The sequence below is a fragment of the Bifidobacterium primatium genome, from assembly GCF_002802875.1.
Lineage (GTDB): Bacteria > Actinomycetota > Actinomycetes > Actinomycetales > Bifidobacteriaceae > Galliscardovia > Galliscardovia primatium.
Window position 1 is genome coordinate 35620 of sequence record NZ_PEBI01000005.1, and the last position, 18858, is coordinate 54477.

The 18858-nt window shown below is 65.4% G+C and carries 19 protein-coding genes; 3 read left to right on the top strand and 16 right to left on the bottom strand.

The annotated features are described in order from the left end of the window. Nucleotides 1-72: 72 nt before the first annotated feature. Complete coding sequence (locus CS006_RS11055) at nt 73-1341, bottom strand: ATP-binding protein (RefSeq protein WP_100511624.1); 1269 nt, start codon at nt 1339-1341, stop codon at nt 73-75. Nucleotides 1342-1706: 365 nt separating this feature from the next. Between CS006_RS11055 and CS006_RS09645 the strand changes: the two genes are divergently transcribed. Then, entirely contained in the window at nt 1707-3206 is a 1500-nt protein-coding gene (locus CS006_RS09645; RefSeq protein ID WP_100511625.1) for a PspC domain-containing protein, read from the top strand. A gap of 101 nt (nt 3207-3307) precedes the next feature. Next, entirely contained in the window at nt 3308-4348 is a 1041-nt protein-coding gene (locus CS006_RS09650; protein ID WP_133119562.1) for a hypothetical protein, read from the top strand. Between the two features lie 163 nt (nt 4349-4511). Here the strand turns inward: CS006_RS09650 and CS006_RS09655 are convergent, their stop codons facing one another. From CS006_RS09655 to CS006_RS09690, 8 genes are all read right to left on the bottom strand, one after another. Continuing rightward, on the bottom strand, nt 4512-5138 hold the full coding sequence (locus CS006_RS09655) for a DUF5701 family protein (RefSeq protein WP_100511627.1): 627 nt from the start codon (nt 5136-5138) through the stop codon (nt 4512-4514). Nucleotides 5139-5632: 494 nt separating this feature from the next. Continuing rightward, nucleotides 5633-6703, bottom strand: a complete 1071-nt coding sequence (locus CS006_RS09660; protein WP_100511628.1) for an aspartate-semialdehyde dehydrogenase — start codon at nt 6701-6703, stop codon at nt 5633-5635. A gap of 59 nt (nt 6704-6762) precedes the next feature. Next, entirely contained in the window at nt 6763-7326 is a 564-nt protein-coding gene (locus tag CS006_RS09665) for an ACT domain-containing protein (protein WP_100511629.1), read from the bottom strand. Between the two features lie 92 nt (nt 7327-7418). Beyond that, complete coding sequence (locus tag CS006_RS09670; protein WP_100511630.1) at nt 7419-8183, bottom strand: aspartate kinase; 765 nt, start codon at nt 8181-8183, stop codon at nt 7419-7421. A gap of 230 nt (nt 8184-8413) precedes the next feature. Further along, the gene (recR, locus tag CS006_RS09675; RefSeq protein WP_100511631.1) at nt 8414-9016 is read right to left on the bottom strand and encodes a recombination mediator RecR; all 603 of its coding nucleotides are present in this window, start codon (nt 9014-9016) and stop codon (nt 8414-8416) included. 101 nt (nt 9017-9117) lie between these two features. Next, a complete protein-coding gene (locus tag CS006_RS09680; protein ID WP_100511632.1) occupies nt 9118-11892 on the bottom strand; it encodes a DNA polymerase III subunit gamma and tau in 2775 nt (924 codons plus the stop codon). 126 nt (nt 11893-12018) lie between these two features. After that, nucleotides 12019-12315 (bottom strand): ribbon-helix-helix protein, CopG family, encoded by a 297-nt coding sequence (locus CS006_RS09685; protein ID WP_207760041.1) that lies wholly within the window; start codon nt 12313-12315, stop codon nt 12019-12021. After that, nucleotides 12312-12626, bottom strand: a complete 315-nt coding sequence (locus CS006_RS09690) for a toxin (protein ID WP_100511634.1) — start codon at nt 12624-12626, stop codon at nt 12312-12314. Before CS006_RS09690 ends, CS006_RS09685 begins: the two co-directional genes overlap by 4 nt. Nucleotides 12627-12742: 116 nt before the next feature. On the opposite strand from CS006_RS09690, the gene CS006_RS09695 reads away from it, so the two are divergent. Beyond that, the gene (locus tag CS006_RS09695) at nt 12743-13654 is read left to right on the top strand and encodes a formate/nitrite transporter family protein (RefSeq protein WP_100511635.1); all 912 of its coding nucleotides are present in this window, start codon (nt 12743-12745) and stop codon (nt 13652-13654) included. A gap of 101 nt (nt 13655-13755) precedes the next feature. On the opposite strand, the gene CS006_RS09700 is transcribed toward CS006_RS09695, so the two are convergent. From CS006_RS09700 to CS006_RS09730, 7 genes are all read right to left on the bottom strand, one after another. Further along, nucleotides 13756-14211 (bottom strand): Rv3654c family TadE-like protein, encoded by a 456-nt coding sequence (locus CS006_RS09700; protein WP_100511636.1) that lies wholly within the window; start codon nt 14209-14211, stop codon nt 13756-13758. Nucleotides 14212-14221: 10 nt separating this feature from the next. After that, entirely contained in the window at nt 14222-14671 is a 450-nt protein-coding gene (locus tag CS006_RS09705) for a TadE family type IV pilus minor pilin (protein WP_243387026.1), read from the bottom strand. Continuing rightward, complete coding sequence (locus CS006_RS09710) at nt 14668-14886, bottom strand: DUF4244 domain-containing protein (protein WP_423734841.1); 219 nt, start codon at nt 14884-14886, stop codon at nt 14668-14670. Before CS006_RS09710 ends, CS006_RS09705 begins: the two co-directional genes overlap by 4 nt. Nucleotides 14887-15222: 336 nt before the next feature. Continuing rightward, nucleotides 15223-15843 carry a pilus assembly protein gene (locus CS006_RS09715; RefSeq protein ID WP_243387027.1) on the bottom strand — a complete coding sequence of 207 codons (621 nt, stop codon included), beginning with the start codon at nt 15841-15843 and terminating at the stop codon, nt 15223-15225. Next, nucleotides 15833-16489, bottom strand: coding sequence for a type II secretion system F family protein (locus tag CS006_RS09720; protein ID WP_133119563.1), 657 nt, complete (start codon nt 16487-16489; stop codon nt 15833-15835). The genes CS006_RS09715 and CS006_RS09720 overlap by 11 nt, the downstream gene beginning before the upstream one ends. A gap of 35 nt (nt 16490-16524) precedes the next feature. Beyond that, nucleotides 16525-17568, bottom strand: a complete 1044-nt coding sequence (locus CS006_RS09725) for a TadA family conjugal transfer-associated ATPase (protein WP_423734842.1) — start codon at nt 17566-17568, stop codon at nt 16525-16527. A 28-nt stretch (nt 17569-17596) separates the two neighbouring features. Continuing rightward, nucleotides 17597-18736 (bottom strand): CpaE/TadZ family protein, encoded by a 1140-nt coding sequence (locus CS006_RS09730; protein ID WP_133119564.1) that lies wholly within the window; start codon nt 18734-18736, stop codon nt 17597-17599. Nucleotides 18737-18858: the final 122 nt, after the last annotated feature.

Sequence of the window (18858 nt, forward strand, 5' to 3'; positions counted from 1 at the left end):
CACCCCGAAAACGTTGCAATTTCGTGGAGACGAATAGCCGGCACGAAAAACCAAACCTCACAACTCGCCGTTTCAGCCCTGCATCGGCTGGGCGAGCCGCACCTCGGTGCCCCATCCGGGTCGGGAGACGATTTCCGCAGTGCCGCCGGCGCGTTTCATCCGGCCGAGAATCGACTCCTTGACACCCAAATGGCCGACCGGCAGCCGTCCCGCATCGAATCCCTCGCCGTGGTCGCGTACGAACAGCTGCACCCTGTCGCCGCCGACCTCCATATATACGGAGATCGGCGCGGCGCCGTGCTTGGCTGCGTTGGTCATGGCCTCGGATGCAGCGTAGAGCAATGATTCCAATTCCGGCGTATACGCGCACTCCCCCACCACGACCACATCGATGGGCTTCTCCTGCGCGTCCTCCACGCCGGCGGCGACGCGTTTGACCACGCGGGAGAACGGCTCCGGGGACGATGACGGCCCGGGGACCGGGATGCCGACGATGGGCGCGCCCGACGGCGGGCGCATCCGCCGCAACGCATCCGCGGAGACACGACCCATGGTTTCGCCCCCGCTGCCGGCAACATTGCCGACGCCACCGACGCCGACCGACGAGGCCGCCGCCTCCGGATCGCCATACAGCCATTCGCGCAGCTCGCGCTCCTGCGCACGGGCGAGCGCCGCCACCTTCGCGGAATCGCCGGACTGCATCTGGATCAGCGCGAGCGTCTGCAGTACGGAGTCGTGCAGTCGGGAGGCGATGTCGGCGCGCAGCTCCTCGCGGGCGGTCCGGGCCCGCTGCATGCCCAGGTCGGAGACCAGACTGATCCACCACGGTGCGACGATCACGCCCAATGCGGCGATCATCACCAGTCCGGCGACCGCCCCCTGAAACAGCGGGATCAGACGGATGACGGTGCTGAACATCACCAGCACGCCGATGATGGCGGCCGCCATGCCGGCGACCATGACGACGATGGTGAGACGGCTCGTATGCGTCTCGGGATGCAGACGGTCGTCCATGACGAAGCTCATCTGGGTCCATCCGACGGTCACGCCGATGAACACCAGGGCCAGGCCGACCACCACGCGCACGGGCAATCCGGCGACGACGCCCAATACCGCCAGCCCGACGGACAATACGCCGACCAGCGCGGTGATGGCGCCGACGGTCGCCGGCCGCACGTTGCGCTGCGACTCCTGCATACGGCTCGCCGCGTCGACGAGCGAGCTCAGCGTGGTGCGGCGCAACGGCGAATCATAGGAGGCGGATGCGGGATCGGGGCCCTTGGCCCGGCGTTGAGACGTCGAACCGTTCGAGTCATGCGACCGCAGGTCGTTGTCGTTCATATCCCCGCTCCTTCGTGCCCGTATCATCGTCCTTCCGCAGTGCCTGCGGCGGCCCGCCGAGCGGCATCAGGCCATCAGACCGTTGTGCCGTCGGGTGCGACCGCAGGAAATAGCGACGTCCGTTCCGCCCCCAACTCTAACAACCCTCGCGCCTGCCGATCACGGGATTTCGGGGTTCCCGCCCGCGAATCAGGGAACGTTCAGGGTGTTCCCCCATAGCGGCCGGCGCGCTTTCGAGGTGGAATGGAATCAACATCGGAACAGGTCTGACGACTGATGGCCGGAGCACGAAGCCGGCATCATCGAGCAACCCCGGAAAGACAGATCCGAAAAATGCAAGCCCAGAGAGATTGGATGTGAGAGCAATGACCTCCCCACAGCATAACAATCAGAGTCCTTTCGGCGGACAGACCCCGCCGCCGTATCAGCCACCGCAGTCCCAGCCCCAACAGCCGGGCATGGGGCAGCCCGGCCCCCAACCGACCGGCCCCGGACAGGCCATGCCGAACCGGATGCCGAACCAGCCGCTGGGCAGCCGGCTCTTCAACTGGCTTCGCACGCTCGGACTCAACCGCAGCACCAACCGCTGGCTGGGCGGCGTCTCCGGCGCAATCGCCAACCGTCTCGGCTGGGACCCCATCATCATCCGCATCATCTGGTTCGCGTTCTTCTGCGCGGCCGGATTCGGCGCGCTGCTCTACGGCGTGATGTGGCTGCTGCTGCCCGATGAGCGTGACGGTTCGATCCTCGCCGAGGAGGCCGTCGTGAGCGCGAGATTCCCGTCGTCGTTCTGGATCGCCGTCGTCATGATCATCATCGGCTGCCCCGGCAGCGTGTTCGTGGTGCCGTTCGTCTCGATCCCCGTGTTCGTGGTGCTCATCATCGTGGCCGCGGTGATGGCCAATCGCAATGCGAACGCGCAGGGCGGCAGTCCCGCAACCGGCAACGGCGGCGGGTTCGGCGGCAACGGCCCGTTCGTGCCGCAGTCCGGTCCGCGTCCGGCGGCCGGCGCAGCCATGCCGAACGCCGCAGCGGGCGCAACCGGTCCGACGCCGCAGCAACCGTTCGCCGCACAGCAGCCCGGACCGGCAGCCCCCGGCGCCGCGCCACGATTCCGGACCGTTCCTCCGACGGCTCCGGTCGCAGCGCCGATGCCACCGGTCGTGTACCGCCGCAAGCCGGCCGGCCCGGTCGTGGTCGGCATCACCTCCGGCCTGCTCATCCTCTCGCTGGCCGCGCTGATGTGGTTCCTGTTCTTCGGCGGTTTCGCCGACATGCCGTCGCCGGTTATGATGATCTGCCTGTGGATTCTCGGCGCCACGTTCGTGCTCGGCATCATCACCATCATCGTCGGCTTCACCGGCCGCAAATCGGGCGGTCTGATTCCCATCACGATTCTCGCGCTGATCTGTTCGTTGGGCGCGTATGCGGCGATGCCGACGTACACGGCCGTGGCGAATCATATCAGCGGGCAGTATGGCGAATCGGCGATCCGCGCGACCGCGAACTACACGTCGTCGGACTTCTACCAGCTGCGCAGCCATGGACTGCAGGCGGTGTCGTCGGAGGTGACCGTCGATCTGTCGGATTGGCGTACCGTCTACCCCGATTCGTCGGACTGCCCGACCGGCGACTTCCCCATCGACGCGATGTCGAGCACGGTGCATGTGATCGTGCCGAACGGATGCTGGGCCCGTTCGAACATGAATCTGATGTTCGGCACCGCCAGCACATACGATGTGTCGGGCGCATCGGACGTCAGCAACAATCTGGTGCTGGTCGGCGATGCCGCGTTCTCCAGCGTCAGCGTCACCAATTCGAAATCGGACTCGTCCGGTTCCTATACCGATCCGTACGACTACTGATTCCCCGCGATCGGCGGTTTCCCCTTCCGACATTCCCGCAATCACCCGCAAATCCGTTTTATGAATCATCAGACGAATCATCAAGCAGAATCGAGACCATCATGACCACGAAGAGTTTTCTCCATGGGTTTTCCAACGAACCGACGATGATCATCGCGCAGGCCGACGGTGGCGCAAGCCCCGCCGACGACGCGGCCGCATCCGCCAACGACGCGGCAACGCAGACGTTCCCCGCCACGGCCGACCGTCAGGCCGCGTCGGAGGCCCCGACGCAGGCACTCGACGTCGGTCGAATCCGCTCGCAGTCCGCGGAGACGGAGACGCTGCCGGCGATTGCGGACGCCGTCGATAATACAGAACGCATCGACGACGCCACGCTTGATGCGACGACGAATCTTGACGCTACGACCGACTTCGACGCGACGCAGCCGATTGCAACGGCCGACGCGTCACAGCCGGTATCGGAGCCGACGTCGATCATCGATACGACAGTCAACGAACGCATCGGACTGACGACGCCGCTGGAGGCGCAGCTCGCCGGCGTGGCCGAATCCCCGGTCGAAGCCGACGCCTCGGCCTCGGCACACGAACGAACCGAGGAGGCCGCAGACGATGACGGCATTCCCACGCAGCCGATGATCGGCAAACCGGCGGTGAATCTCGCCGGCACGGAACCGGTCGGCGCTGCCGCCGCCGGCCCGCAGGCGGCGTGGCAGCAGCAGGCGGCCGCGGCACAGGGCTACGCGGACGAGGCGCAACGTCACGGATACCCCGGTTCGGGCGAGACGGCACAGGCCACGGCCGGACCACAGTACGGCAATTATCCGGGCTGGAACCAGTACACCGGCAATCCGAGCGCGCCCTACACGCCGCGTGTGGAATACAAGAAGGGTCCGAGTGCGGGGACCATCGTATGGGGCACGCTGCTGGCGCTGTTCGCGTTCGGCGGGCTGGCCAGCACGTGGCTGTTCGGCTTCGCGATGTCGCCGACCGTATGGACGATGCTCGCCATCGCCGCACTGGTGGTGATCGGTCTGGCGCTGGTCATCGGCGGCGTCGCATCGGCCGTCCGTCGCAGGAAGACGGCGGACGCCGCATCGGCAACCGCCGGCGGCGGCAGTGCATCGCCGCGCCAGGCGTAGGCCGCCACTGTGATTTGTGCACGGCCTTGGACCGTGCACAAATCGCGATATATGAGCGTATCTGCCGATTCGTGAGCGCCAATCCGCGCATGCATTCATGCGCATTCGGGAGGTGACGGAAATCGAAGCTGATAAGCGATTACAGACGATGAGCGATAAACGGTCACTGGTAGTGGAACAGGGAGACGCCGAGACGGGCCATGCAGAACGCGTTGCCCAGCCACGTGTGCCTGCTCGTCGGCCATACGGAGCCGAGGCGAGGCGCGTTCTGGCTCAGCCAGATGCTGGGCACACGGCCATCGTTGCTGCGCGAACCGAGCAGATTGAAACCGTTCTTGTGCACCAGCCAGTCGGGATGCTGGGTGGCGATGGCGAGCCCCTCTTCAAGCGTGAGCGGCAGACGGCCATCGGATTCCACGAGCTTGCGCGCGATGTCGGGCTCGCGATTCGTGTATTTGGTGCCGGTGTGTGGGTCCACGACGATGTAGAACGGGCCTTCCGGCGGCTCGAAACCGTCCTGCGGCATGAAGCTGGCGATGTCGCGCGGCGGCATGGTGGTGAAACCGGCCATGCGATTGATGCTGGTTCGCGCGATCAACGATTCCGGCGAGACCAGCTCGCGCGTAGGCACCAGCAGGATGTTGGAACCAAGGTCGCTTTTCGACAGCGCGTTGATGATCGGCGTGGCCAGCGAACGGAACGCGGCCGCCGTCATGTCGGCCACATCGGGGTAGCCAAGGGCCACGATGCGATCAAGCTGCTTTTGCGCTTCGACAGATGCTTCAGACATGTCTACCAGTATCCCCAGCGATAGTGACATATGGGGAGTGATTTCCGACTTCCCCTCGGTGAAATCATACGAAAGGATCTCCACTCGGCATATGTGAGGCAGGAGAACGACCGCCATGCAACGGTCTGAGAAGGAGCACCGGATTCGACGGAAGTACGTCATATGGGAGATAGAAGAAAAAAGCTCCCCTGCAAAGCAGGGGAAGCCGACCGCCGTAAGACGGGCCGAGGGGTTCGTCTCAGTACGCCCCCTCAGTCAGGCTTGCGCCTGACAGCTCCCCCACCGTTCGTGGGGGAGCCAAGGAATTGCAGCCTAAACGACTGATTGGCACTGCGCCGATTCGGCAAGCCTCGCGCTCGATAAATCGCGCTCGCATCGCCTACGCGCAGTCCACTGGACTACGCGCTTAACGGCTCAGCAGATCAGAGCTGATCCGCACAGTGTTAATCATTCGCAGATCAGAGCTGATCTGCACAGTGCTTATCGTTCGCAGATCAGAGCTGATCTGCGAAGTGCTTCTTCGCGACGACCTCGGCGAGCTCGATGGCGTTGAGGGCGGCGCCCTTGCGCAGGTTGTCGTTGGTGATGAACATCGACAGGCCCTTCTTGCCGTCGACGGCCTGGTCCTGACGGATGCGGCCGACGAAGCTCGGGTCCTTGCCTGCGGCGAGCTGCGGGGTGGGGATGTCGTCGAGTACGACGCCCGGGGCCTTGGCGAGCACCTCGCGGGCTTCGTCCGGGGTGACGTCCTTCTCGAACTCGGCGTTGATGCTCATGCCGTGGGAGGTGAACACGCCGATGCGCACGCAGGTGCAGCTGGCCTTGAGATCGGGCAGGTGCAGGATCTTGCGGCTTTCGTTGCGCAGCTTCTGCTCCTCGTCGGTCTCCTCGCTGCCGTCGTCCACGATGGAGCCGATGAACGGCACGGCGTTGAAGGCGATGGTGCGCACGACCTTGGTCGGTTCGGGGAAGTCGATGGCGGAACCGTCGAACACGAGCTTGTCGGCACCCTGCTCGATGGCGGCCTTGGCCTCGTTCATGAGCTGCAGCACGCCGGCGCGACCCGCACCGGAGACGGCCTGGTAGGAGCTGACGATCAGTCGCTTGAGACCGAACGCGTCGGAAAGGGCCTTCATGGCCGGCATGCAGGCCATGGTGGTGCAGTTCGGGTTGGCGATGATGCGGTCCGGAACGTCGTCCAGATCCTCGGGGTTGACCTCGGCGACGACCAGCGGCACGTTGTCGTGCATACGCCACTGGGAGGAGTTGTCGATCACGTAGGCGCCGGCCTCGGCGAACTTCGGGGCCCACACCTTGGAGGTGCCGCCGCCTGCGGAGAAGATGGCGATGTCGATGCCGGAGAGATTGGCCTTGGCGACGTCCTCCACCACGATGTCGTGGCCGCGCCAGTTGAGCACGGTGCCGGCGGAGTGGGCGGACGCCATGAAGCGCAGGTCCTTCACGGGGAAGTCGCGCTCGTCGAGGATGCGACGCATCACCATACCGACCTGGCCGGTGGCGCCGAGCACCGCTACGTTTACACCTTTGTCATTGATCTGAACCATGGTTCGTTCCCTTCTGCCCTGCTGGTTCCTAAACGATTCCTATGCGGCGTATCGCTGCTTCAGCGGCCGGTGCCGCCGTACACCACGGCCTCCACCTGATCGGAGTCGAGGTTGAACTTGGTGTGGATGGCGCGCACGGCGTCCTCGAGGTCCTCGAGCGGCACCATGGCGGAGATGCGGATTTCGGAGGTGGAGATCATCAGCACGTTGATGTTCTTCTCGCTCAGCGCGCGGAAGAACGTAGCGGCGATGCCCGAGTGGGTCTTCATGCCGACGCCCACGAGCGCGACCTTGCCGACCTCCTTGTTGATGTCGACGGACTCGTACTTGAGCTCCTCGCGCTTGTCGGCCAGCACCTGCTCGATCTGGCGAAGCTGGGCCTCGGACGCGGTGAAGGAGATGTCGGCGGTGCCGGTGGACGCGGCGGCCTGCACGATCATATCGACGTTCACGCCGGCCTCGGCCAGGCTGGTGAACACGGAGGCGCTCACGCCGGGGACATCGGGGATGCGACGCAGCGTGACCTGCACCTCGCTCTTGTCGTGCGCGATGCCGGAGACGACCGGGTCTTCGGGGCCGAGGTCGGGGAACAGGTCGCCCATGGACTGGTTATCGTTGGTCATGATTACTACTTTCGCGATGTTGTACGGATTGGTTGCTTGTTGATGCTCTTGCTGATGTCCTGAATGCTTGCCGAGGTCCGGCGAGGAACGGCCTAATTCAGGTTCGGGATGCTGCGCGGATCGGCGCCCTCGGGCAGGACCAGCGTGCCGGGGCGGTGCGAGAACGAGCTGCGCACGTGCAGCGGCATCTTGAAACGCTCCGCGTATTCGACGCAGCGCAGGGCCAGCACCTTGGAGCCGCAGGCGGCCATCTCGAGGATCGCCTCGTAGGAGATCGCGGGGATGCGTCGGGCGGTCGGCACAATACGGGGATCGGCGGTGAACACGCCGTCGACGTCGGTGTAGATCTCGCACACGTCGGCACCCAGCGCCACGGCCAGCGCCACTGCGGAGGTGTCGGAGCCGCCACGGCCGAGCGTGGTGGGATCGCCCTTGGTGTTGATGCCCTGGAAGCCGGCGACGATGGCCACATCGCCCTGTTCGAGCACTTCGGCCACACGCTTCGGCTTCACGGAGCGGATATGCGCGGCGCCGTAGCGGGCGTCGGTGAGGAAGCCGGCCTGCTGGCCGGTGAACGAGTGGGCGCGCACACCCTGCGCGTGAATGGCCATGGCCAGCAGACTCATGGAGATGCGCTCGCCGGCGGTCATGAGCATGTCCATCTCGCGCTCCGGCGGCTTGGAGTCGATGTCGAGGGCCTGGTCGATCAGATCGTCGGTGGTGTCGCCCATGGCCGAGACCACCACGGCCACGTCGTTGCCCTTCTTCTTGGTATCGATGATGCGCTTGGCCACACGCTTGATCGAGTCGGTGTCGGCTACCGACGAGCCGCCATACTTCTGAACGATAAGTGCCACTTCAGTCCCATCTCGTGATTACTGCGCATATTGACGTTTGCCATGCGCACAAGTAAGTCAATACTGTACGCAAACGGCAAGATTATAGGGCTCTCGAAGATTACGGCGCGAACACCGCTCCACAATGTGAGCGCGGCCCATCCACGGGTCGGAGCACCGGCCGATGTCAATCGATTGACCACGCCACGGAACAGCCGCTCGCACGGCTTCCGTACGGGCCTACGCCCGGGTCACGCCTCGCGGCGGCCGACGAGCGCACGGCCGAGCGTGACCTCGTCGGCGTATTCGAGGTCGGCGCCGACGGGCAGGCCGCTCGCCAGCCGTGTGACCTTGACCTCGAGCGGACCGAGCAGCCGGGAGATGTAGGTGGTGGTGGCCTCGCCCTCGATGTTGGGGTTGAGGGCCATGATGACCTCGCTCACCTCGCCGGAGCCGAGGCGTTCCAGCAGCTGGGGGATGCGCAGGTCGGCCGGCCCGACGTTGGCCATGGGGTTGATGGCGCCGCCGAGCACATGGTAGAGGCCGCGGAATTCGCGGGTGCGCTCGATGCTCATCACGTCCTTGGGCTCCTGGACCACGCAGATGACAGTGCGGTCGCGACGTGGGTCGACGCAGATCGGGCACGGGCTCGTCTCGCACACGTTGCCGCAGATCTCGCAGAACCTCACCTTGGCCTTGACCTCCTGAATGGCGTCGGCGAGCGCCTGGGCCTCCTGATCGTCGGCGCCCAGCAGGTAGAAGGCGATGCGCTGCGCGCCCTTCGGCCCGATGCCGGGAAGTTTGGCGAACGCATCGATGAGATTCTGGATCGCGCCATCGTAGGCCAGTGCCATGCATCGCTCCTTATACGGTCATGCGGCTATACGGCTTTGCCGTCCTGTTCGGGTATTTCGGGCATCCGGCCGGCGTGCGGCCGGATGCCATCATCGCGGGGTTATTCGCCGTCGTCATTCTTGCGCTTGGCGACGATATTGCGCGGGTTGCGCGGGTCGTCGGGCTCGAGGACCTCCACGTTCTTGACTTCGAAGAACTTCTTCAGTTCCTCGAGGTCCATGGCGCCGGCCGCGCCCAATGACTCGTCCGACATGGAGTATTCGTCATCGTCGGGGTCGACGGCGGGCGGCTGCGGGCCGGCGGGAGCCGCAGGGCCTGCGGCCGGCCCGCCGAACCCGGACGACGACGGCCACGCGGCCCCGTCGCCCGGCGCGGACGCGGCCTGGACGTTCTGCCGGGCGTGCGGATTGAAATGACGGACCTGCACCGGCGGCTGGGACTGCTGCGCCACGGCCGGAGCGGGGTCGGCATGGGGCTGCACCGGCTGGCTCGACTGTCCGGCCGGTTGGGCCCACGGATCGGCGCCGATTGACGGATCGGCCTCCGACGACGGATTCGGAGCCGGCTGCGCAGCCGGGGACGGAGTCGGAGTCGCCCACGGATCGTTGTCGTCGCTCAGGTCCGGCACGGCCACATGCTTGGCGTGCGGCTCGGCATGCGGCTTCTCCCGATGGGAAAGGTCCTCGTACGGCCGGGCGGAGCCGGTCTGCGCGGTCGACTGGGCCCAGGGATCGTCTGCGGGGTCGGCCGCGGCCGGAGCCGACTGTGCCGACGAGGCATGGGCAGATGGCGCGGGCATCGCCCATGGATCGTCCTCCGGAAGCGGGGGCCGCCCCGGGCCGCTGTTCGGAAGGCCGCTGTTCGGACCGTGATCTGCGGCCCGATGAACGTCGGAATCGTTCTGCGCCTCGGCGTTGTCGGCCGGAGCCGTCTCATGATCGTGCGACTGCCTCGACGCCGCGGCGGCCGTACCGACGCCGGCCGGCATGGACGACGACAGGCTGGCCTGCAGCAGTTCCGCCTTGATGCGCTGCTGCTCCTGCGGCGGCAGCTGGCTCCATGGCGGCGCCATCTGGCCGTCGGCCATCTTCTTGGTCGGGGCGAGCGCCACATCGGGGCCGAACGCCTTGCGGGTCTCGGCGCGAAGGATGTCGGTCACCTTGTTGGTGCCGTCCACTTCCTCCCTGGCGACGGCGAGCGCGAACGCATACTTGCTCAGCGGCACGTCGAACTTGATCCATAGCCGCATCTGGCCGGTCTTCGGATGGGGCGCGAGATTGATGCGCGGCACCTTGTCGCGGTTCACATATCTGCGCACGTCCTCGGGCAGCGCGGCGACGATCGCATCCCACTTCTCATCCGGCGTGCGGTTGTCCGATGCGGGATCGCCCGATGCGGAATCCTGCGATGCGTGACCGCCGGCCTGCGACGCGGACGTCTGCCCGTCCTGCTGGCCGGAAGCCGACGATTGCGGAACAGAGGCCGCAGAGGAGCGGCCGTCGTCGGATGCCGACGCGGATACGGTCGCATCGGCGGACGCCACGGATGCGGCTCCATCCGCCGCCTGCGACGATGAAGGAACCTGCGGCTGCGACGACGTGGATGATGATGACGCCGACGACGATGGCTGCTGCTGACGACGACGGCCAATGAAGCCGCCGCGCGCCGCGCCGGACGACTGCGGCGACGATGCCGCCGCGTTCCCGGCGGCATCGGCCGAGGCCGTGCCCGACGACGAAGCCGCCGTCGCCGCGGCCGGCGCGGCGGCGACCGTTGCGGGCACCAGCAGTCGTGCGGCCAGCAGTTCAAGCCGCATACGCGGCGAAATCGCGCCGGTCATCGAACCCAACGTATCGTTGATGACATCGGCGATGGCCGTCAGTCGCTGCAATCCCAAGGCCTCGGCCTGACGCCGCAGGTCGTCGACGCCCTCCGCCTCGGCATCATCGCTGAGCACGGATTCCGCACGCTCGCCGGCGATGGTGAGAACCAGCAGGTCACGCACACGCGACAGCAGATCCTCGACGAAGCGCCGCGGGTCGAAGCCACCGACCACGACCTTCTGCACCACGCCATACAGCTTCTCGCCGTCCTTGTCGATGACGGCGTCGATGGCCTCGGCGATGAGCGCATCCGGCGTGAAGCCGAGCAACGCGACGGCGGAGTCATGGGCGATCACGCCGTCGACGGCACCGACCATGAGCTGGTCAAGCACCGAAAGCGTGTCTCGCATGGAGCCACCGCCGGCACGCATGGCCAGCTTGAGCACGCCGGGCTCCGGCTTGATGCCCTCCTTGCCGCAGATATCCTCCAGATACGGCCCCATGACCTCGGGCGGCACCAGACGGAACGGATAATGATGGGTGCGCGAACGAATCGTGCCGATGACCTTCTCCGGCTCCGTCGTCGCGAAGATGAACATCACATGCTCCGGCGGCTCCTCCACGATCTTCAGCAGCGCGTTGAAGCCCTGCTGCGTGACCATATGGGCCTCGTCGAGGATGAAGATCTTATAGCGGTCGCGGGCGGGCGCGAAGCCGGCGCGTTCGCGAAGCTCGCGGGCATCGTCCACGCCGTTATGGCTGGCCGCGTCAATCTCCACCACATCGATGGAGCCGGGGCCGCCGGTGGCGAGATCCCTGCAGGATTCGCATTCACCGCACGGATGCGAGGTCGGGCCCTTCGCGCAGTTGACGCAGCGGGCCAGAATACGGGCTGAACTGGTCTTGCCGCAGCCGCGCGGGCCGGAGAACAGGTACGCATGCGTGAGCTTGCCCTCGTCAAGGGCGCGGGAGAGGGGAATGGTGACTTGGTCCTGACCCACGATGCCGTCGAAGGTATCGGGGCGGTAACGCCTATACAATGCCAAAGCCATAATGCAAACCCATTCTTTCCAAATCCGTACGACCATCCCGGTGAGCCAAGTCACCATACTACTTTGTGGGGTCCTCGCCTACGAGGCATGGCCCGCCAAGCATCATCGCGAGACGGAGGTCAAGCCCTAGGCCGAGGCAAGGCCCCGGTCCAGAAGCTCACGCATCGCTTCCGACTGCGAGAGATGATGCCGCCTCGCATATTCGTTCAACAGGCGAAAACGATTCTCATCCAAGCGAACCTGCACCTTATGTCGCGCCGGAGTCAGGCCGATTTCCAAAGGACGGCCGCGTCGGCGCGATTCAAGAAACCCGAGGGGATACCCACGCTCCGCCTCTTCGGCGTCCGCATTCAGCACGGCATTCTCCTCATCGGAGAAATCCGCATCACTGACGATGATGTAATCTCGATCATCACCCATCATCCATCCTCCCAATATGTCGTATCCACTGTCCCCTGCAACAACAGCGGCCAGTACTTTTTGCGAAGCTTCATTGCGTAAATCAGCAGCCAACCACGATGGGTTCTTTTGATCACCACCTCCAAGGCGGCGGCATTGTCGTCAAACCCCACGCACAACAGTTTCAGCTGGTCCTCATCCAGAACACTTGTCCCCAAAGGATGACGCGCCACCGTCAACGCATCGGATGGATCGATGCCACGCTTCAACGCCGATTCACGAACAAATACGGGACGGCCTGCCGGCAACCCCTCGCCTTTATTATTGTAGTACATAATTCCATATCCTTATCGGCCCTTCCTGCAAATGGTGGGAACGGATGCTGCGGCGTCAACCGTATGCGCGAATATGGTGTGCGGTTCATCGAAGACTCCAGAGAAGGGATCTCACCATGCCGCACAACGGCAACCCGGCAACCGACGCCGGCAACACACCGACCATCAAGACGACGCCGTCGATCCTCACCCCGCAGGTCAACATCAACGCGCTCACCCCCGCCGAAACCGAGGAGGCCGTGGAGAAGGCCGGCATCGGCAAGACCCAGCTCAGCGGCGGCAAGGCATTCGTCTCCGCCATGTTCGCCGGCGCGTTCATCGGCTTCGGCGCGCTGTTCTTCCTCATCGTCACCAGCGATCCGGCCATGACCTGGGGCCCGAAACGATTCGTCGGCGGCCTCGCCTTCTGCATGGGACTCGTGCTCGTGCTCTGCTGCGGCGCCGAACTGTTCACCGGCAACTCGCTCATGGCCTCCGACATCGCCGCCCGCAAGATCAGCTGGGGCGCGCTCGCCAAGAACTGGATCATCGTCTGGTTCGGCAACCTCGCCGGAGCCCTGCTGCTCGTCACGCTCATCGCCTTCGCCGGCACCATGGGCCTCAACGACGGCGCCGTGGGCGACACCGCCGTGGCGACCGCCGCCTCGAAGATCACCCCGGACTGGATAACGCTGTTCTTCCGCGGCATCCTGTGCAACATCCTCGTCTGCCTGGCCGTGCGCATCGGATTCTCCGCCCGCTCCGTCGGCGACAAGGTGCTCGGCATCCTGCTGCCCATCGCCGGATTCGTCGCCATGGGCTTCGAACACTGCGTGGCCAACATGTTCTTCCTCCCCGTGGGACTCGTCTCCAAGACGCTCGGATTCGGCGCGCAGGCCGCCGGCGCCGAAGCGGTCACCGTGCAGGGTATTCTCTACAACCTCTCCGCCGCCACTCTGGGCAACATCGTCGGCGGAGCCATCTTCGTGGCACTCGCCTACTGGTTCGTCAACGCCCGCAAGGATTCCGCCAAGTCCGACGCCAAGTGACCGATTGCGGTCATCAACCGACCGGATTCCGTCGGCCGATGACCGCAATCAAGGCCGCAATCGGACGGTTCGCCATCGAAGGACCGCCGGCATCATCGCCGCTACCGGCAGTCCTTCGGACCGGCCTTCGCCCGCATCGTCACCTCACCGACAAACGGCACCCTCGTGGTCACCGAAGCGCCGACCACCACGTCCTCGCCCATAATCGAGCATTCGGCAAGCCTCGCCCGATTCGAGGAGGCCACGCCTCCCGCTTTCGCACACGGATCGCCCAGGGATTCGTAATGGGCCGTCGCCGCAGCAAGCGCGGCGTGATCGGCCGCCGTCTGCGCCACGGACTTGCAGTACAGCACATTGCCCACGGCCAGTATGGCCGACAGCAGCACGGCCGCTGCCGTCACCAATCCCACGCCGATCACCGTTCCCGACCCGCGGTCGCTTTGCCTCAGCGGGTTGCCCTCGAGGCCATCGCATCGTGGGTTTACGCCGCATCGCCGGCCTTCACCACGTCGCCGGTTTCCTCCACGTCGCCGACTTCCGTTCCGTCGTCCGTTCATGCCTCACCGCCTATTCATGAAGCATGCCCACGGCCCTGCCTTCCAAGGCCATCGGCAGTACGCCCAACGGACCGGGCATCAGCGGGCATCGTGTGGTCACCGTCACCTGTCCGCCGCCCGTCGCGGTCGAGACCGTCGCGCCGGGGCCGGCGATGCGCGCCACCACGCCGGCCGGATCGGCATCGCCGGATTCCCCGGCGACCACCAGTTCCCGCGCCGCGGCACGCGCCGCCTCCTGACAGTTCATATTGACGATCACGGCCCTCGCCGACGAAAACAACAACAGCGACACCACCATCACCGCCGGCAGCACCACCGCGAATTCCGCGGTCACCGTGCCTGCATCCGTTCCGCCGATGCCCGATCCGCCAAGACCGCCGAGGTTTCCGAGCATCCGGCGCAGGACCTTGATTCGGCCCGTGATCGCCTTTCGGCCCGACACCACGACTCCGCCGATCACACGCTGAGCGCCTGTTTGACCAGATTGGTCAGCAGCGTCTTCACCGCGCCCGATTTGAGGATGGCCACCAGGAGTCCGGCGAAGCCGGTCGCGGCTATCATGACCACCGCATACTCCGCCGTCGCCAGTCCCTTCTCCGGTTCCGCCGTGATGGTGCGCATGCGGGCGTCAAGCATGCATATCCTCGTGTTCGCCGCCTTCGCCATCGCCCGCATACGGCCACGTATTCCCGGACCGTACAGGTCCTGATCGTGAAGCGGCGTTCCCTCCGACCGTGTCATCGTAGTGTCCTTTCTCTTCGCCGGCCATCCGCAGTCGACGGTGGCCGCCATCACCGGTCTGGTGATGGGACTTTTTGATTCGGTTGTGTTCGTGTCGCCGGCGTATCGCCGATCATGGTCCCGCTTCGAAGCTGATTCCAGTCTGCCGTATTCCGCCTTGTCACCGCATGGTTTTCCGACAATGTTGACGAACGTGGTCGAGCCTTACTCTCCATTGAAAAATCCGACTGTGGAATGCCGACGAAACCGCGCACAACGTCAACGCGGATATCATCGTCCGGCGAAAGCCGCGATGGAGGGGATGACGCCGATGAGGATGAACGCCGGAAGGAAGCACAATCCCATCGGCACGAGGATGCGAACCGACAGCCTGGCGGCGGACTCCTCGATGGACCGTCGTTCGTCGAGATCGATTTGTTCGATGGTCGTCTCGATGCGCAACAGCGGCGAGACGCCATGCTTCCACGACGGTTCCAACGCGGATTTCATCAGACGCATTGCCTCGTCATAACGGCCGTCCGGCGCGGGCGCGGCCCATGCACCGTCCCATTCCGCGCCGCGGTTCAATGCCGCGGCGACACGCAGCATCCGACTGCCCAGACCGTCCGATTCGGCATCGTCCGACGCGGCCGCATCCGGCATGGCATCGCCCTCCCGCTCTACGAGCACACCGCCGATAACCGACATCGCCCGCGGAATCGACGCTCCCTGACGTATGGCGACGGCCAGCATCTCCAGCAGCAATGTCATCGGCGGCTCGGCTCCGTCGCCGGCCCCACGACGGAGCCGAGCCGACGCATGACCGGCCGGTCCGTTGGTCCGCCCGCTGTATATCATCACGGCGAGTACCGTCATCATCGCCGCCAGCAGCTGCCACATGTCACCGGCCATGCCCAGCCTCCGATCGTCGTGTATCGAACCGTGCCGAACGAAGCTGACTCATCAGCGTCTCCATCCATATCAGTCCGACGACGTAGCAGACCGCTCCCGCCAACAGACATATCAGACCGCCGACCGATCCGAACAGAAACGACAGCGGCCGTACGCCAAGCGCCTCGCCCAATGCGATGGTCACCAGCGGCAGGGCGGACAGCAGTTTCACCGTGGACTTCGGCATAGCCAGCGACTTCGCCTCCAGATCCTCCAGCAGTCGCCGGCGCGAATGCGCGGCCGACACTGCTGCCAGGCAACGCACGGTCTCGCATCCCAGCAGTTCGCTGATGCGGAACGCCATGGCCACGTCCTCGGCCACACGCATCGCCTGCTCGACCGGTTCGTCATGCCGTCGTCTCGCCTCGAACGCCGCGGCAACGCGGGCTGGGGTCGCAACGGTTCCGGCGAAACACCGGCCTGCAAGCTCCTCCACTGCGGCGATGGCGGTGCCTCCGTTGCGAATGAACGCGCTCAGCGACGACAACGCCGCCGCCACGCCCATACGAGGCACCGGGCGATTCCCCTCCTCGCGAATCACAGCATGGAGCCTATCGGTGCGGTACCGGCTCGCGCCCGAACACAGCCACACCGTCATTCCCACCATGAGCGCGACCATGAACGGCATCATGATGCACCGGCTCAGGGTCTCGGCGGCAGCTGTGGCCTGCCGCCGTCCACGCCGGGAATCAGTGGGATGCCCCACCATCCGGCGAAGCGTGGCCATATCGGATGATGGACCGGCATGCCCGTGCCGTCCCATTCACACACAGGGCGGCCAATCAGTCTCCCGTCGTCATCGGTCTCCAGCAATCCCACCTGGGCTATACGGCGCCGACCGTCTACACGTTCCAGATGCAGCACCACATCGAACGCCCCTTCCGCCAGCATGGCAAGAGCCGCCGGATCCAGTCCGGCGAGCAATCCCAGCGTGGAGAGCCTGGCCGGCACCCGGTCCACGCCGTCGGCGTGCAACGTGGCCATACCACCGTGATGCCCGGAGTTCAACGCACGCAGCAGGTCGGCAATCTCCTCGCCGCGGCATTCGCCCAGCACCACACGGTCGGGGCGCATGCGCAGCGTGGCCTTCACCAGTTCCGGCAGACCTATGCCGCCGGCGCCTTCCACGTTCGGCTCGCGGGCCACCAAGGCCACATGGTTGTCGTGGTCGATGCCCCCGAGTTCACGAATCTCCTCCACGCTGACGATGCGCTCGCTGTCGGCGCATTCGCCCAGCAGCGCCTTGAGCAATGTGGTCTTGCCGGTGCCCGTACCGCCGGTGATCAGTACGGTGGCACGCCGCTCGACCAGTCTGCGCAGCATCGTCAGCCAGGCGTACGGGAACAGTCCGGCCGCGCCCAATGCCGGCAGATTCGCCATGGCATGGTCCGGAAAACGAATGGACAGCGCGGCCCCCTGCGCCACCAATGGCGCGATGACCGCATGCACACGGATGCCGTCCACAGTGGCGGCGTCGGCGATCGGGTGCGAGTCGTCGAGCCTGTGCCCGAGCTGCGCGCATAGTTGCACGGCGTATTCGCGCACGATCTGCGGCGTACGGAATCCCACGGCCACGGTCCGTTCCTCCATGCCGTCACCGGAATCGACCCATATGCGCCCGTCGCAGGTCACCGCCACATCGGTCACGCCTCCTTCGCGCACCAGTTCGTCGAGCGGGCCGAACATCACGCGTCGTCCTCGACGGTCTGACCGCCTATCGATTGCGACGCCGGTCATGGCGGCATGCCTCTTCGATGCGGTCGCATAGCTCGTTCATGAGCTTGCGGTATTTTCTCGGTATCCTGGCGATGCCGAGACCGGACAATATGGATTTGCCCAGCGAGGCGTCCCGTTTCATCACGCCGATCATCGACGTCTTCAGATAGTCCTCGGCCTCACGCCTGCTCACGGCTCCGGCGCGAGAAGAGACGGGCGGCCTGATGCCCACCAAGATGGTTGCCGTTCCTTCGGCGTCCACGGACTCGCGCATCATGTCGTCATCGAGACCGCTCGTGACGGCATCGACTCCCCCGCCACGCAGCCATCGCAGCATGCCCCGGGCGCGTGCAAGCCCCAGCACGCTGAGCTCCACCAGCATCACATGCACAGCGACCGGCATGTCCTTCCACGCCGCGGCATGCCCGGCGTCGAACACCAGCACATCACGGTTTTCCGCGAGCGCCGACAGCGCGGCCTCGACCTCCCACCAATCCGGTTCGCCGCCGTTCCAGGGGTCGGCGGCCAGCACGACGACATCGTCCCATTTCGGCAGCTCGTTGATCAACGCCTCCGGTTCTATGCGCCCCAGCGGCGCACTGATGCCACTCCATCGAAGCCCCTCCTCGGCCTCCTGCCCGAGCAGCACATCCAATCCGCCGGCTGCCAGGTCAAGATCGACGAGCGCACAACTGCGATCACGCTGCGTCAGCGACCACGAGCACATGGCCGCCAGCACGCTCACGCCGGCACCGCCCGTCGGTGAGAAGAACAGCACCGCGCCGCCTCGGGCGTTCGCCGAGGCCAGTCCCGCGCCGATCTGCTGAGCCATGTCAACCGGTCCGCTTCTCCGCAGTCGGTCCATCGCACGGCTTTTACCGTCATGGTCGCCATTGGTCTTGCGGCTACCGCCATCAGCCCTACGACCACCGCCACCCCCACCATCGCCGCCGGCACGTGTGTAGAACCGTCTCGGCCTGGGCAACGGCAGCGAACGCACGCCGTCCGGCAGCGGCATCGGCGACACCGACGGGTCTAAGCCCGCACCGGCACCGCCGCCCACGCCTACCCCGCCGGCATTCGCGCCCACGCCGCCGCCCACGCCGCCGACAACCAGCACCGTGTTCTTCGTCTTCATTCGCATATCGTCCATATTTCGAATTCTTCCAAGAACGGGCGTTGAATCCCAAGGCAGCGGAACAATGTTGACGAACGGTCCACCCTCACCCCGAGTTATCCACATTTCGCACAGATATGGCC

Bases quoted from the DNA above. Each gene is read 5' to 3' on its own strand.
- CS006_RS09710 (WP_423734841.1), bottom strand. From the start codon at position 14,886: ATGCGGGCGATGGCGAAGGCGGCGAACACGAGGATATGCATGCTTGAC.
- recR (WP_100511631.1), bottom strand. From the start codon at position 9,016: ATGGCACTGGCCTACGATGGCGCGATCCAGAATCTCATCGATGCGTTC.
- CS006_RS09645 (WP_100511625.1), top strand. From the start codon at position 1,707: ATGACCTCCCCACAGCATAACAATCAGAGTCCTTTCGGCGGACAGACC.
- CS006_RS11055 (WP_100511624.1), bottom strand. From the start codon at position 1,341: ATGAACGACAACGACCTGCGGTCGCATGACTCGAACGGTTCGACGTCT.
- CS006_RS09665 (WP_100511629.1), bottom strand. From the start codon at position 7,326: ATGACCAACGATAACCAGTCCATGGGCGACCTGTTCCCCGACCTCGGC.
- CS006_RS09650 (WP_133119562.1), top strand. From the start codon at position 3,308: ATGACCACGAAGAGTTTTCTCCATGGGTTTTCCAACGAACCGACGATG.
- CS006_RS09730 (WP_133119564.1), bottom strand. From the start codon at position 18,736: ATGAAGACGAAGAACACGGTGCTGGTTGTCGGCGGCGTGGGCGGCGGC.
- CS006_RS09720 (WP_133119563.1), bottom strand. From the start codon at position 16,489: ATGGTGGGAATGACGGTGTGGCTGTGTTCGGGCGCGAGCCGGTACCGC.
- CS006_RS09655 (WP_100511627.1), bottom strand. From the start codon at position 5,138: ATGTCTGAAGCATCTGTCGAAGCGCAAAAGCAGCTTGATCGCATCGTG.
- CS006_RS09690 (WP_100511634.1), bottom strand. From the start codon at position 12,626: ATGTACTACAATAATAAAGGCGAGGGGTTGCCGGCAGGCCGTCCCGTA.
- CS006_RS09695 (WP_100511635.1), top strand. From the start codon at position 12,743: ATGCCGCACAACGGCAACCCGGCAACCGACGCCGGCAACACACCGACC.
- CS006_RS09700 (WP_100511636.1), bottom strand. From the start codon at position 14,211: ATGAACGGACGACGGAACGGAAGTCGGCGACGTGGAGGAAACCGGCGA.
- CS006_RS09660 (WP_100511628.1), bottom strand. From the start codon at position 6,703: ATGGTTCAGATCAATGACAAAGGTGTAAACGTAGCGGTGCTCGGCGCC.
- CS006_RS09715 (WP_243387027.1), bottom strand. From the start codon at position 15,843: ATGGCCGGTGACATGTGGCAGCTGCTGGCGGCGATGATGACGGTACTC.
- CS006_RS09680 (WP_100511632.1), bottom strand. From the start codon at position 11,892: ATGGCTTTGGCATTGTATAGGCGTTACCGCCCCGATACCTTCGACGGC.
- CS006_RS09685 (WP_207760041.1), bottom strand. From the start codon at position 12,315: ATGATGGGTGATGATCGAGATTACATCATCGTCAGTGATGCGGATTTC.
- CS006_RS09725 (WP_423734842.1), bottom strand. From the start codon at position 17,568: ATGTTCGGCCCGCTCGACGAACTGGTGCGCGAAGGAGGCGTGACCGAT.